This is a genomic window from Lacrimispora indolis DSM 755 (assembly GCF_000526995.1).
Classification (GTDB): Bacteria; Bacillota; Clostridia; order Lachnospirales; family Lachnospiraceae; genus Lacrimispora; species Lacrimispora indolis.
The window spans coordinates 4,301,944-4,315,021 of the sequence record NZ_AZUI01000001.1; the positions used below are offsets into that span (position 1 = coordinate 4,301,944).

The window sequence follows — 13,078 nt, forward strand, 5'->3', positions numbered from 1 at the left end:
CTATGCGTTAGTACTCAAAAGCAAAGGAAAGGAAGAGATTATGGATATGAGTTTAAAATCCCCCAATAAGACAGCGTTGCCGGGGCTGTATGATCCCCGCTTTGAACATGATAACTGCGGCATTGGAGCGGTTGCCAATATAAAAGGCATAAAGACTCACAAGACAGTGGAGCAGGCTCTTCATATCGTAGAAAATCTGGAACACCGTGCCGGAAAGGATGCGGAAGGAAAGACAGGAGACGGAGTGGGAATCATGCTTCAGATCTCTCATAAATTTTTTAAAAAGGTAACAAAGCCCTTAGGCATTGAGCTTGGAGAGGAGCGGGAATACGGTGTGGGAATGTTTTTCTTCCCTCAGGATGAGCTTGCCAGAAACCAGGCCAAAAAGATGTTTGAGATCATTGTAAAGAAGGAAGGCCTTGAATTTTCGGGCTGGAGAGATGTGCCCATTCATCCGGAGCTGATCGGCGCAAAGGCGGTGGACTGTATGCCCTGCATTGCCCAGGGCTTTGTAAAGAAGCCGGCAGATACAGCCAGGGGACTGGAGTTTGACAGGAAGCTTTATGTTTCAAGGCGGATCTTTGAACAGAGCAACGACAATACCTATGTGGTTTCCTTAAGCAGCAGAACCATTGTTTATAAGGGCATGTTCCTGGTGAAGGAGCTTAGAAAGTTTTTTACGGATCTACAGGATAAGGACTATGAATCAGCCATTGCAGTGGTCCATTCCCGGTTCAGCACCAACACCAACCCCAGCTGGATGAGAGCCCATCCCAACCGCCTCATCGTACATAACGGCGAGATCAATACCATTCGCGGGAATGTAGACAAGATGATGGCAAGAGAAGAGAACATGGAATCCGAGTACTTCCGGTATGACATGCACAAGGTCCTTCCTATCATCAATCAGGAAGGTTCGGACTCCGCCATGCTTGACAATGCGCTGGAATTTATGATGATGAGCGGAATGGATCTTCCTCTGTCTGTCATGGTGACCATTCCGGCACCATGGGAACATGACAAATCCATGTCCCAGGAGATCAAGGACTTTTACCGTTACTATGCGACCATGATGGAGCCCTGGGATGGCCCGGCCTCTATCGTGTTCAGCGACGGTGACCTGGTTGGCGCTGTTTTAGACCGTAACGGCCTTCGTCCTTCCAGATATTACATTACTGATGATGACCAGATGATCCTGGCTTCCGAAGTAGGAGCCATTGACATTGAACAGAGTCATGTGGTGAGAAAAGAGCGCCTTCGTCCAGGCAAGATGCTTCTCATTGATACGGTGAAGGGCTGCCTGATCAGCGATGAGGAATTAAAAGAATATTATGCGGCACGCCAGCCTTACGGAGAATGGCTGGATTCCAATTTAATTGAGCTGAAGGAGCTGCCGATCCCCAATAAGGGGGTTCCTGCCATGAGCAAGGAGGAAAGGGCGAAGCTGCAGAAGACATATGGTTATACCTATGAGGAATACAAGACAATGATCCTCCCCATGGCTTTGAACGGGGCGGAAGCGGTTTCCGCCATGGGAGTTGACAGTCCTCTGGCAGTTTTAAGCAAAAAGCACCAGCCTCTGTTTAACTATTTTAAACAGCTCTTTGCACAGGTTACCAATCCGCCCATTGACTCCATCCGTGAGGAGATCGTCACTTCTACCACTGTTTATGTAGGCGAGGAAGGAAATATCCTGGAAGAAGAAGCGGAAAACTGCAAAATATTGAAGGTGAATAACCCTATTCTTACCTGTACGGACATATTAAAGATTAAAAATATGAAAAGGTCTGGCTTTAAGGTAGAGGTGATCCCCATTACCTACTATAAAAACACTTCCCTGGAAAAAGCCATTGACAGGCTGTTTTTGGAGGCAGACCGGGTTCACCGGGATGGGGCAAATATCATTATCCTGTCTGACCGGGATATTGACGAAAACCATGTGCCCATTCCATCCCTCCTTGCTGTATCGGCTCTTCAGCAGCATCTGGTGAAGACGAAGAAAAGGACTTCCGTGGCCCTTATACTGGAAAGCGGGGAACCAAGGGAAGTGCATCACTTTGCAACCCTTTTGGGATACGGAGCCTGTGCCATCAATCCTTACCTTGCCCAGGAGTCCATCCGTACGCTCATTGAAAACGGCATGCTGGATAAGGATTATTATGCTGCCGTGGAAGATTACAATGCAGCAGTTCTTCATGGCATCGTGAAGATCGCTTCCAAAATGGGGATATCAACCATACAGTCCTATCAGGGGGCTCAGATTTTTGAAGCCATCGGCATTTCAAAGAAGGTTGTGGACAAATATTTTACGGATACGGTAAGCAGGGTGGAAGGTGTTGCCCTGGAAGATATTGCAAATGACGTGGATGTTCTGCACTCGGCAGCCTTTGATCCCCTTGGCCTTGACGTGGATTTAACTCTGGACAGCGTTGGAAGCCATAAGGAACGGGCGGGGCAGGAGGAGCACTTATACAATCCTGTTACCATCCATCTCCTTCAGGAAGCGGCCAGAACCGGAAGCTACGAGGTATTTAAAGAATATTCTCATGCCTTAACCGGGGAGGGACAGACGGTTAATTTAAGGAGCCTTCTGGACTTTGATTATTCCAAGTCTAAAGAAATTCCGGTGGAAGAAGTGGAAAGCGAAGAATCCATTGTGAAACGGTTTAAAACGGGAGCAATGTCCTACGGTTCCATTTCCCAGGAAGCACACGAAACTCTGGCCATCGCCATGAATCGGATTCACGGCAAATCCAACAGCGGTGAGGGCGGTGAAAGCTTAGAACGTCTGATACCTGGAACCGATGGTATAAACCGCTGTTCCGCCATCAAGCAGGTGGCTTCCGGGCGCTTTGGTGTGACTTCCAGGTACTTGGTCAGCGCCAAGGAGATTCAGATCAAGATGGCCCAGGGGGCAAAGCCCGGAGAAGGAGGCCAGCTTCCAGGAGGAAAGGTATATCCATGGGTGGCTAAGACCAGGCATTCAACCACAGGCGTAGGTCTCATTTCTCCTCCGCCTCACCATGATATTTACTCCATTGAGGATCTGGCCCAGCTGATTTATGACCTGAAAAATTCCAATACCAATGCCAGGATCTCCGTTAAGCTGGTTTCTGAGGCAGGTGTGGGTACGGTTGCGGCAGGCGTTGCAAAGGCAGGCGCCCAGGTGATCCTGATTTCCTCCTTTGACGGAGGGACAGGTGCGGCTCCGAGAAACTCCATTTATAATGCAGGGCTTCCATGGGAGCTTGGCGTGGCCGAGGCCCATCAGACCCTGATCATGAACGGGCTGCGGGATAAGGTGATTCTGGAGACTGACGGGAAATTGATGACGGGGAGGGATGTTGCCATTGCCTGTATGCTGGGTGCAGAGGAGTTTGGCTTTGCCACGGCTCCCCTTGTGACCATGGGCTGCGTCATGATGAGAGTCTGTAATTTAGACACCTGTCCGGTGGGAATTGCAACTCAGAACCCGGAGCTTCGGAAGCGTTTTAAGGGAAAGCCGGAGTATGTGATCAATTTCATGCATTTCATTGCCAAAGAGCTTCGGGAATATATGGCAAAGCTTGGCATCCATACTGTAGATGAGCTTGTAGGAAGGACTGATTTATTAAGGAAGAAAGACAATATTCCTTCTGAAAGAGCCAAAAAGGTAGATTTTTCCGCTATTCTGGGAAATGCCTATGCAGGACAGAAGCTTCTGGGATACGGCAAGAAACAGGTCTATGATTTTGAACTGGCTAAAACCATGGATGAAAAGATTATACTTAAAAAATTAAAAGATGCTCTGCTGGCAGGCCAGAAAAAGAGCCTTCATATTGATGTTTCCAATACGGACCGCGCATTGGGTACCATATTTGGTTCGGAAATCACCAGGCTTTATCCTGAAGGTCTTGCCGAGGATACCTTTACCATCAACTGTACAGGCAGCGGCGGCCAGAGCTTTGGAGCATTTATTCCAAGGGGCCTTACCTTAGAGCTGGTGGGAGACAGCAATGATTACTTTGGAAAGGGGCTTTCCGGCGGCAAGCTGGTGGTTTATCCGCCTCAAGGCGTCAAGTTTAAGGCTGAGGACAACATTGTAATCGGAAATGTAGCCTTATACGGCGCAACCAGCGGAAAGGCTTTTATCTGCGGAATCGCAGGGGAACGCTTCTGTGTCCGGAACTCGGGCGCAACCGCTGTAGTAGAAGGCGTGGGAGACCATGGCTGTGAATATATGACAGGCGGGCGCGTGGTGGTGCTGGGATCTACCGGTAAGAATTTTGCTGCAGGAATGAGCGGCGGCATCGCCTATGTGCTGGATGAAAAGAGGGATTTTTATAAGAGACTCAATAAGGAAATGGTATCCTTTGAAGAGGTCACCAATAAATATGATGTCCTTGAACTTAAGGAAATGATCAAGGAACATGTGGCTTACACCAATTCCGCAAAGGGAAAAGAGATCCTTGATAACTTTGGAGAATATCTGCCCAGGTTTAAAAAAGTCATGCCCCACGATTACAGGCGTATGATGAACACCATCGTCCTGATGGAGGAAAAGGGATTGAGCAGTGAACAGGCACAGATTGAGGCATTTTATGCCAACACAAAAAAGTAAGGAGGAGCGGAAATGGGAAAGCCAACAGGATTTTTAGAATACAGCAGAAAAACGGGAAAAACGGTAGATCCCAAGGCTCGTATAAAAAATTATAACGAGTTCCATCTGCCTCTTTCCGAAAAAGAACAAAAATGCCAGGGTGCCCGCTGCATGGACTGCGGCGTCCCATTCTGCCAGTCCGGTGTGATTTTAAAGGGAATGGTTTCCGGCTGTCCCCTTAATAATCTGATCCCGGAATGGAATGAGCTTGTGTATACAGGAACATGGCGGCAGGCCTACAACAGGCTGAAAAAGACCAACAGCTTTCCGGAATTCACCGCCAGGGTATGCCCGGCCCCCTGTGAGGCTGCGTGTACCTGCGGATTAAACGGGGACCCGGTTAGCATCAAGGAAAATGAGTATGCAATCATTGAACGGGCTTATGAAAGCGGCTTGGCAGGTCCTGTTCCGCCCAAGATCCGCACAGGCAAAAGGGTGGCTGTCATCGGTTCCGGCCCGGCAGGGCTGGCGGCGGCGGACCAGTTAAACAAAAGAGGGCACAGCGTCACCGTACTGGAAAGAGAAGACCGCATAGGCGGCCTCCTTATGTATGGAATCCCCAATATGAAGCTGGAAAAGCATATCATTGAACGGAAGGCAGAGATCATGAAGCAGGAGGGCGTGACGTTCTTAACAGGTGCTGATGTAGGAAAGAATCATAAGACCAAAGACTTATTAAAGGATTATGACCGGATCATCCTGGCTTGCGGAGCGTCAAACCCAAGGGATTTAAAAGTCCCTGGAAGAGATGGTGAGGGTATCTATTTTGCAGTGGATTTCTTAAAGTCCACCACAAAGAGCCTGTTAAATTCCAACTTGCAGGATAACAGCTATATTTCCGCAAAAGGCAAGCATGTTATTGTCATTGGCGGCGGAGATACGGGAAATGACTGTGTTGGAACGGTTATCCGTCATGGCTGTGCCTCTGTCACCCAGCTTGAGATGATGCCAAAGCTCCCGGAAAAGCGGACCCCGGACAACAGCTGGCCCGAATGGCCGAAGGTGTTGAAAACCGATTACGGCCAGGAAGAATCCATAGTCGTATTCGGCAAGGATCCCAGGGTATATCAGACCACAGTAAAGGAGTTTATAAAGGATAAGTCCGGCAAGGTGGTAAAAGCGGTGCTCATGAGTCTGGAATCTAAAAAGGATGAAAAGACCGGCCGCATGAACATGGAACCGGTGGCCGGCAGCGAAAAGGAAGTTCCGGCTGACATTGTTTTGATCGCAGCAGGTTTTCTTGGAGCGCAGAATTACGTGGCTGATGCTTTTGGTGTGAAATTAAACGGCAGAAGCAACGTGGAGACTGAAAACGGGAAATATAAGACGAATGTGGATAAGGTGTTTGCGGCCGGAGACATGCGCCGTGGGCAATCCCTGGTGGTCTGGGCGATCAGAGAAGGCAGGGAAGTGGCTAAGGAAGTGGATATCAGTTTAATGGGGTATTCAAACCTGGCATAGCTGGAAGGTATAGCTTGAAATGAAGAATGAGGCTTTTGCTAGTAGTTGAGGGATCAGCTATGGGGTGAAAGCCTCTTTTTTTTATACGCAAATGTTCCAAAGGAAGCAATTACGTATTATATCATCAACCGTTTTTGAAAAGGCCGTCTTCGCAAAATTACATATAAACCGTTAAAAATTACATGGTGGGGAAAACATTCGATAAGTGTAGTATATTGAAAGAAAATAAGTAGAGCAAAGGAATTTTTTATTTTTAAATGAAAGACCTAACCCTCAGGCTGTGCAGCTACAAGTTTTTTAGGCATGCAGGTATACAGCTCTTTTAGGGCTAATATCCCGCCACTATTTCAAATAATGGTTAGTAATTAAAACTTATATTTAAAAAATATGTATCCAAAGGCTGTCAACAGAAAGGCTTTATGGATTATAAATTTACTTATTTTAAGAATGGAGGACATAATATGGGACTTAGAATGAAAATCACAGGCAGTGAAACCTTAGAACTGCGCGAGACAAGCATTACCAATGTAGTATTTGGAGCAGACATTCCCCATGATTCCAATGCCAGATCAACAGATCTTGGTTCAACGGTGTTGATTGAAGGGAGGATACTGGCGGCAGTAGGCGGGGAGGCCGCCGATGATACCAGCAAGCTGGCCAGATGGTCTTTAGTTCCCGCAGAAAATTCAGACTGCTACCGGAATGTTCAGATCGACGTGGTAAATGCATCCCAGGTGGTTCGTCAGATAACGGTACCCAATGCATTTGTGGTTGATTACAGGGAAGATTTTACCGATGAAACGGGAACCGGAGTATTTAAGCTTCTTATTAAGCAGAAGAAGGATAAAATGGCTTCTCTTAAATTTGAAGGCGGATTCAGCGGAGAATAATCAGGAAGAATAAAAGAAAGGAAGGAACAGATTATGGGATTTACATTAAAAGTAGAAGGCCCGTCTACCATTGACTTAGGGACCATCAGTATTACAGGAGTAAAGTTTAAGACAGATATTCCCCTTGATTCCAACGCGCGTTCCACCGATCTGGGGAGCACTGTGGAAATTTCAGGAAAGATATTAACTGCAGTAGATGGAGATCCTTTTGATTCTACAAGACAGTTGGGACTCTGGTCCTTAGTACCAGCAGAAAAGTCTGACTGTTACCGGAAGGTGACCGTTGAGGTGATTGCAGCTTCTCAGGTAGTGAGAAAATATACATATCCCAATGCATTTGTAGTGGATTATAAAGAAAACTACGGAGATACGGAAGGTGTAGGAACATTCCGGCTCATCATCAAACAGAAAAAGGACAAGATGGCGCAGATCGCTGTGGAAGGCGGATACAGCGTGTAAACATGCAGGGGCTGCCGAAAAGGCGGTCCCTTTTGGATAAGGGAAGGTGAGGAGTGAAGGTTTGGCGGAGTATATTACAGATAGTGAATTAAAAATCAAATGCAATATCAAGATAAGTCAGTTACGGCATCTTTCTATCAGAGAAGGCATTGGTACCCATGCCATGGCCGAGTTCGCGGCAGAAATAGAGCCTGGGAGCCTGGATCTATCCTGCGAGGAGCATAACAGTCAACCTCTCATGATCTATTCTGTAAAGGATCAGAAGGAGCTCCTGCTTTTTTCCGGAGTAATTGGTAAGATCCGCATAGAAAAGGAATCATCATCTGATCGATTGTACCTATCGGCCTATTCCTTATCCTGGATTATGGATCTGGAAAGGAAAAGCAGATCGTTCCAGAACTGTAATGAAACAGTTTTAGGATTGATCCAAAAAATTATCCGGGAGAATTCTTTCAATTTACTATGTTCTGCGGAAGATAAAGCTGTCACGAAGCCTTTTATCCAGTATGAGGAAACAGACTGGGAATTCCTTCTTAGGTTGTCAACTCACCTGCATGCTCCTGTCATTGCAGCAGGTGATTATGAAGGCAAGGGAATATACCTGGGATTCCCGGAGAGCAGAGTCCCCCTGGAATTAAATGTATCGTGTGAAAGATGGTGTATGGATGCGGAATATAAAAAATCGGCAAACTGGAGGACCAGGGAAGCCGCCTATTATGAAGTGGACACAATCCAAATCCTTCATTTGGGGCAATGTGTCAGTTACAGGGATGAGATTTTGTGGCCGTATCATGTAAGATTGAATTTGCAGAATGGGATTCTACGTTGTACCTGTAAGCTGGCAGGGAAGAACCATAATATGTTCCCCACTATCTATAATCCTCGTATGAAAGGCATCTCGCTGACCGGTACGGTACTGGAGCGGAAAGAAGAGGCAATCAGAATCCACCTGGATATTGATGAAAAACAGGATGCTGGCATGGCATACTTTTACCCTTGGTTCCCGGAGAATGGAAACATGGTATACTGCATGCCGGAAACCGGAAGCAGAGTCCACCTTCTTATGCCGGGGGAGGATGAACAGGAAGCGGTAGGAATCCACTGCATGTGGCAGAACGGACAGGTGTGTGAAGAGACGCAGAATCCAGACAACCGCTGGTTTACAACAGATTCGGAGAAAAAAATAGCACTCAAACCGTCAGATATTGAATTGTCCACTAGTGGCGGACAATCAGGGATTTCCATACAAGATGGTGTGGGAGACATCATCCGCAGCAGCGGGGAGGTTCTGGTCCAGGCAAAAGGAAAGGTAGCTCTGCATGGAGCCAGGATTGAGCTGAGAGCACCCACTGAGATTACTGCTATTAAAAGGCAGTTGGGTAATCCGGCTGTGGTGAATATCTGCCATAACCTGGATTTCATGGGGGAGTACAGCACATTTAAAAACCTAAATGAGTTAAAAACCGGCATTCCAGCCAGAGGACCCGGTTTCCGTAAGGAAAATCAGGCAAAAGGAGATAATCTGGAAGAGGAGAGAAGGAAGAAAGAAAAAGAAAAACTGCAGCTAAAGTTAAAGGAACTGTCAGAGGAGGATGAAAAAGGTACCTATGAGTTTGGTCCGTCGATTGTCAATATCATTTCGTCCATACCGCAAAGCATAGAGCAGGACAGGCTGTCTCAGATTGCTGTGGGATTCCGTCCTATTGCAGGAAGAATGGAAGGGGAATGAACATGTCATATTCCGTCATAAATGGAGCAGTGGGAAAAAGCCCGCTGATTGATAAGGTGAACCAGTTGCCAGTTTGCCAGATTAAAAGCAGAGTGCCGGAGCAGATGGAACAGCTGGTATTGGGACATAGTGAAATGATCTATAAGCCTGTCAAGCTTTCGTTTGACAGGTGCAGGGAGGAAATAAAGAAACAGCTTGGTGAATTAAAGCAGAAAACGGAGGGGACAGATGGGAAACGTTAAAGAAAAAAAACTCCTGTTTGGCGGACGGCTGGCGGTGGGCATTCCGAATTTCTTCCGGGCGATGGAAAACGGCAGGGCGGAATTGATGTATCCTTATGAGGACAGGCCACAGATTATTTTGGAGGATGAGGATACTCGCAGATTTTGTACTTTTTCTCTGTTGAAAGAACAGAAGCTGGCCGGGATACAGGTGGAGTACGTGATTCGATCCATCACTGAGGCGATAGTCAGTCTTTATCCCTCCTGCCTGTTAAGCGAGCCACAGCTTGCAGTGAGAGAGGATGGGACCTGTGGCTGGTTTTCCTTCCAGACATCTGGTGGGGAAGGGAAGCTGCAGAACTTCATGTATGTCTTTCCGGTAGATGGATGTATGATGTTTGGCACCATGGGGTGTTTTATAGAGGATGAAGAAGGTAAGAGACAACTGTTACAGATCATGGAGTCACTGGAGGTTCCCCTAAAGGTGCCTGTCTATGGGAAAATTAATCATGGAACGCTTTACAGGTCCGGAAACTAATAAGGAGGAATCGTATGAAAAAAGGGAACTATGTGGATGAAAAGCTTATCCGCTTACAAGATTTTTACCAGAGAAGGACAAGTTCCTATGATCTGCTGGCAGATGAAGTTCCCATCCGTGGAAAAATGGTGCGGTTTGTCCCGTTTCTATTATTTGAAGGAAAGGTAAATGCTTTGATTCCAGAGGATTTTATGGAAATGCCGGAGAGGATTGTAAAGGTCAGATACATAAGCACTTACCGCCCGCCGGTACTGCTGACCAGTGCGGGATACGATGAGAATTTTGGATTTCACCTGCTAAAGCGGGAGGAGATTCGGGAGTATGATAACCTGGACGGACTTATATGTCAGATGCAGAATACGGTCCGGCTCCATGCATCTGAGACTGTATTTTATGATAAGGGGTACATCTGTCCGAAAGGGGCGGAAGGTATGTGGTTTGAGTACAAGAATTTTACACTGGATGATGAGACATATAACCTGCAGTTCCTGATTGGTTCAGACATATATTTGCTGGCTGGGACATTCAATTGCAGGATGCGCTTTTATGATGAATGGAAGGTGCCGGTACTACATTCGCTGGAATATATAGAAATCGGAGGAAAGGCGGAGCAAACAAATGAAGGCTGATAAGATACATATTTCTCATTTTGATTTTCTGACGTTGGAAAGCCTGGAGATAGACCGGGCAGTCGGGGAACACGCAACAGCTTCTGTCAGCGGTTATATCCGTGATGGGGATGCAAAAGATTACAGATGGAAGGTATTGGAACATATATGGGTGACAATAACCGCCGAGGATGAAGACGGGGAGACAAGGAACCTGATGACAGGGATAATTGCCGGTTTTTCTTTAGAAACCCGGCCTCATGCCACCCATCTTACCCTGATACTGAAGAGTGGGACCTACCTTATGGAGGCCGCAGTCCATTTCCGATCCTTTCAGAATACCGGCATGACCTATCTGGATGTGCTGAAGGGTATAAATCAGTCCTATGGTAAAGCTGGAGTAAAGGAGGAGGGAGGACTGGAGACGACGCCGATAGACTTCTTATTGCAGTATAAAGAAACTGACTGGGAGTTCATCAGTCGGATTGCAAGCCGCTTCGGCAAGGCTGTCACACCCGCAATTACCAGGGAGGGAGTCTTTTATTATATAGGAAGCGTTCATTATGACACCTACCAGATGCCTCCATCCACAAGCTGCGGCGTCAGAAAGCATGTGGACAGTTTTATGACACAAGGGGCAAATGGTCTGGGCTCGCTCATGGAACAGGATTATCTGGAATACCATATCCCGTCAAGGGATATCTATGACCTGTGGGACAGGCTTATGCTAGGGAACGAAGGCGGATATGTCTTCAGGATACAAAGTGAATACCAGCATGGTGAGTTGATGAACACCTATACTCTTCGGCCGCTGGATGGGATGGGGGTAATGCAGACGTCCAATGAATTCCAATCAGGCTGCTCCTTCCTGGCAACTGTGAGGGAAGTGATGCGTGATATGGTAAGAATAGAACTGACAGGGGATGAAAATTCCGGTCAGGAGATTACCAGATGGTTCCCTTATTCCACCGGATATTCCTCACCTGATGGATCGGGCTGGTACTGCATGCCGGAACCCGATGACCAGGTCCGCCTGCAGATTCCGGATCAGACAGAGGAGCATGGATATGTTATCAGTTCCGTACATATGGGGACCGGGAATGACAGGAAGAACCCGGATCATAAATCCATTAAGACAAAGTATGGGAAGGAACTGCTGTTTACTCCAGACAGCCTGGAACTGACGAACAACCAGGGGATGTCCATCAGAATAAAGGATGGGGAGGGGATACAGATCATAAGTAATAAGGACATATCCATCACCTCAGGGGGGAATATGACTCTTTCCAGCGATGCCTCACTTGTCATAGCCGGGTCGGAACAGGTGGATATCAGACAGAGCGGGGCCGGGCTTCATATGGATAAGGATATTACCTTCACCGGCGGAAAGTTCAGGATACAATGAAAAACCGAAAAAATGAATTTATGAAAGCAATGAACCAGATCATACCGGAACAGTTTTCGAAAAGCAGCAGGCGTATAGTCCTGTTCTGTGAAGAAAACAGCAAAGGAACGGTACATGCATTCCTGGAAGCGTTCAGAGAGGCGGCGAAGCAGGCCGTGATCCTTCAGGTAGGAAGGAAAAAGGAAAAGTGAGCTACATCCTTTTTTCTCATCTATACAACAGTATGTTTTTAAAACGGCATCTTATCCGCATAGACCTGATGGATCGTGGGTTTTACAGTGATACCGCCCAGTCGGTGTCTTACTGGGATGCCGGAAGCATATATCATCTGTTTGAGGAGGAGGTGGAAGCCATCAGGAAAGAATTAGAGAGGCATATTCCTAGAATCCGTGAATATGAGACAGATTATATCCGATATGCCTATGCAATCTATTACCATCGGCTGGCTAAAGCGTTCATATATGAAATACTTGAAGAGGCACTGCCGGAAAAAGGCTTCCTGCCAGAGCGAGCCAGGTTGGAAAGTCGTGTAAAGATTCTGTTTGGAGAGTACATGGGAGAGGCGGATGTGCTCTATACCCTGGGAGAGGAGGAAACAGCAGATGAGATATTTTAGGATATATGCAGACGACAGGAATCCCCAACCCCGTTTCTTGAACTGGTATACCAAGATAAGGCCAGGGATACCGGACCGACAGGTGTATGAGGAGTTGTTCAGGAAGAATCATTTCCAGGTGGAACTGAATGGGGAAATCCCGTTCATGGATATTATTTGTCATCCCTGCTTTATGGTTTCCAAGGAATTTGCAGCCCTTATCCGCCTGTATAGCCCGGAAGTCCGGTTTAAATATGCTGCCTTATCCGATAAGGATAACAAGCGGACAGCTTACTACCAGATTCCTGATTTACCGGTATTGGACTGTCTGGATGTGAGAAGTAAGCTGAGCAGAGACAAAAGTGAGATCATAACCGGAATCCTGAAGGAAGAAAAGATACAGATGTGCCCGATTTTCAGGCTGGGAGAGGTAAAGGGACGATACATAGTGGGTGATCTGAAATTCGTGGAAAGCGTTTATCGGAGGGAAGTAACGGGTATGAGGATCGAGGAATTTATGGTAGAATGAGAGG

12 protein-coding genes are annotated in these 13,078 nt (G+C 46.9%); all 12 read left to right on the top strand.

The genetic code is table 11. From position 1 onward, the window contains the following. The first annotated feature begins 40 nt into the window (after nt 1-40). The 12 genes from gltB to K401_RS0120755 all read left to right on the top strand — a co-directional run bounded on the left by gltB (nt 41) and on the right by K401_RS0120755 (nt 13,074). A complete protein-coding gene (gene gltB, locus K401_RS0120700) occupies nt 41-4,600 on the top strand; it encodes a glutamate synthase large subunit (protein ID WP_024294752.1) in 4,560 nt (1,519 codons plus the stop codon). Between the two features lie 12 nt (nt 4,601-4,612). After that, a complete protein-coding gene (locus K401_RS0120705) occupies nt 4,613-6,100 on the top strand; it encodes a glutamate synthase subunit beta (protein ID WP_024294753.1) in 1,488 nt (495 codons plus the stop codon). 461 nt (nt 6,101-6,561) lie between these two features. Continuing rightward, nucleotides 6,562-6,990 carry a hypothetical protein gene (locus tag K401_RS0120710; protein WP_024294754.1) on the top strand — a complete coding sequence of 143 codons (429 nt, stop codon included), beginning with the start codon at nt 6,562-6,564 and terminating at the stop codon, nt 6,988-6,990. Nucleotides 6,991-7,023: 33 nt separating this feature from the next. Further along, nucleotides 7,024-7,449, top strand: coding sequence for a hypothetical protein (locus K401_RS0120715; protein ID WP_024291088.1), 426 nt, complete (start codon nt 7,024-7,026; stop codon nt 7,447-7,449). A gap of 61 nt (nt 7,450-7,510) precedes the next feature. Then, nucleotides 7,511-9,178: a contractile injection system protein, VgrG/Pvc8 family gene (locus tag K401_RS0120720; RefSeq protein WP_024294755.1), complete on the top strand. Its 1,668-nt coding sequence runs from the start codon at nt 7,511-7,513 to the stop codon at nt 9,176-9,178. Further along, the gene (locus tag K401_RS0120725) at nt 9,175-9,420 is read left to right on the top strand and encodes a hypothetical protein (RefSeq protein WP_024294756.1); all 246 of its coding nucleotides are present in this window, start codon (nt 9,175-9,177) and stop codon (nt 9,418-9,420) included. The genes K401_RS0120720 and K401_RS0120725 overlap by 4 nt, the downstream gene beginning before the upstream one ends. Then, the gene (locus K401_RS0120730; protein ID WP_024294757.1) at nt 9,407-9,937 is read left to right on the top strand and encodes a hypothetical protein; all 531 of its coding nucleotides are present in this window, start codon (nt 9,407-9,409) and stop codon (nt 9,935-9,937) included. The genes K401_RS0120725 and K401_RS0120730 overlap by 14 nt, the downstream gene beginning before the upstream one ends. A 14-nt stretch (nt 9,938-9,951) precedes the next feature. Further along, nucleotides 9,952-10,566 carry a hypothetical protein gene (locus K401_RS0120735; protein WP_024294758.1) on the top strand — a complete coding sequence of 205 codons (615 nt, stop codon included), beginning with the start codon at nt 9,952-9,954 and terminating at the stop codon, nt 10,564-10,566. Next, nucleotides 10,556-11,950: a contractile injection system protein, VgrG/Pvc8 family gene (locus K401_RS0120740; protein ID WP_024294759.1), complete on the top strand. Its 1,395-nt coding sequence runs from the start codon at nt 10,556-10,558 to the stop codon at nt 11,948-11,950. The genes K401_RS0120735 and K401_RS0120740 overlap by 11 nt, the downstream gene beginning before the upstream one ends. Further along, entirely contained in the window at nt 11,947-12,141 is a 195-nt protein-coding gene (locus K401_RS0120745) for a hypothetical protein (protein ID WP_024294760.1), read from the top strand. Before K401_RS0120740 ends, K401_RS0120745 begins: the two co-directional genes overlap by 4 nt. Continuing rightward, a complete protein-coding gene (locus tag K401_RS0120750) occupies nt 12,138-12,566 on the top strand; it encodes a hypothetical protein (RefSeq protein WP_024294761.1) in 429 nt (142 codons plus the stop codon). Before K401_RS0120745 ends, K401_RS0120750 begins: the two co-directional genes overlap by 4 nt. Beyond that, complete coding sequence (locus K401_RS0120755; RefSeq protein ID WP_024294762.1) at nt 12,553-13,074, top strand: hypothetical protein; 522 nt, start codon at nt 12,553-12,555, stop codon at nt 13,072-13,074. Before K401_RS0120750 ends, K401_RS0120755 begins: the two co-directional genes overlap by 14 nt. Nucleotides 13,075-13,078 lie beyond the last annotated feature (4 nt).

Coding starts and splice junctions, on each gene's coding strand:
- K401_RS0120715 (WP_024291088.1), top strand. CDS start 7,024: ATGGGATTTACATTAAAAGTAGAAGGCCCGTCTACCATTGACTTAGGG.
- K401_RS0120730 (WP_024294757.1), top strand. CDS start 9,407: ATGGGAAACGTTAAAGAAAAAAAACTCCTGTTTGGCGGACGGCTGGCG.
- K401_RS0120725 (WP_024294756.1), top strand. CDS start 9,175: ATGAACATGTCATATTCCGTCATAAATGGAGCAGTGGGAAAAAGCCCG.
- K401_RS0120745 (WP_024294760.1), top strand. CDS start 11,947: ATGAAAAACCGAAAAAATGAATTTATGAAAGCAATGAACCAGATCATA.
- K401_RS0120755 (WP_024294762.1), top strand. CDS start 12,553: ATGAGATATTTTAGGATATATGCAGACGACAGGAATCCCCAACCCCGT.
- K401_RS0120735 (WP_024294758.1), top strand. CDS start 9,952: ATGAAAAAAGGGAACTATGTGGATGAAAAGCTTATCCGCTTACAAGAT.
- K401_RS0120710 (WP_024294754.1), top strand. CDS start 6,562: ATGGGACTTAGAATGAAAATCACAGGCAGTGAAACCTTAGAACTGCGC.
- gltB (WP_024294752.1), top strand. CDS start 41: ATGGATATGAGTTTAAAATCCCCCAATAAGACAGCGTTGCCGGGGCTG.
- K401_RS0120740 (WP_024294759.1), top strand. CDS start 10,556: ATGAAGGCTGATAAGATACATATTTCTCATTTTGATTTTCTGACGTTG.
- K401_RS0120705 (WP_024294753.1), top strand. CDS start 4,613: ATGGGAAAGCCAACAGGATTTTTAGAATACAGCAGAAAAACGGGAAAA.